The organism is Vibrio sp. 1562 (assembly GCF_033340155.1).
GTDB lineage: Bacteria > Pseudomonadota > Gammaproteobacteria > Enterobacterales > Vibrionaceae > Vibrio > Vibrio alginolyticus.
Window position 1 is genome coordinate 1 of the sequence record NZ_JAWOVY010000487.1, and the last position, 621, is coordinate 621.

At 46.1% G+C, this 621-nt stretch carries 1 protein-coding gene; it reads left to right on the top strand.

Annotated features, from left to right (window positions below):
• On the top strand, positions 1-621 hold a 621-nt coding region (locus R7Z49_RS25980; RefSeq protein ID WP_318112555.1), incomplete at both ends, for an ATP-binding cassette domain-containing protein.

Genomic DNA, 621 nt, shown 5'->3' on the forward strand with positions numbered 1-621 from the left:
ATGCGCCCACTTAAAGCACTGACAAACGTAACTTCTCAATTCCAACGTGGTATGGCAGCAAGCCAAACTTTGTTTGCTCTGATCGATTTAGAACCAGAGAAAAACGAAGGTAAATACACGGTTGAGCGCGCGAAGGGTGATGTATCTGTGAAAGACGTCAGCTTCACGTATGTAGGTTCAGAAAAGCCGGCTCTAGAGCATGTCAGTTTTGATATTCCAAGAGGTAAAACGGTCGCTCTAGTGGGGCGTTCAGGTTCAGGTAAAAGTACCATTGCGAACTTGTTTAACCGTTTTTATGACGTGGACAGTGGCTCGATTACATTAGATGGCCGTGATATTCGTGACTATGAATTGAAGAACTTGCGTGAGCAGTTTGCTTTGGTTTCGCAAAACGTACATCTTTTCAATGACACCATAGCAAACAACATTGCTTACGCGACGGAAGATAAGTACCAACGCAATGATATAGAGCGTGCAGCGAAGCTGGCTCACGCAATGGAATTCATCAATAAGATGGAAAATGGTTTAGATACCATGATCGGCGAAAACGGCGCGAGCTTATCTGGTGGTCAGCGCCAACGTGTAGCGATTGCTCGGGCGTTGCTGCGTGATGCGCCTGTA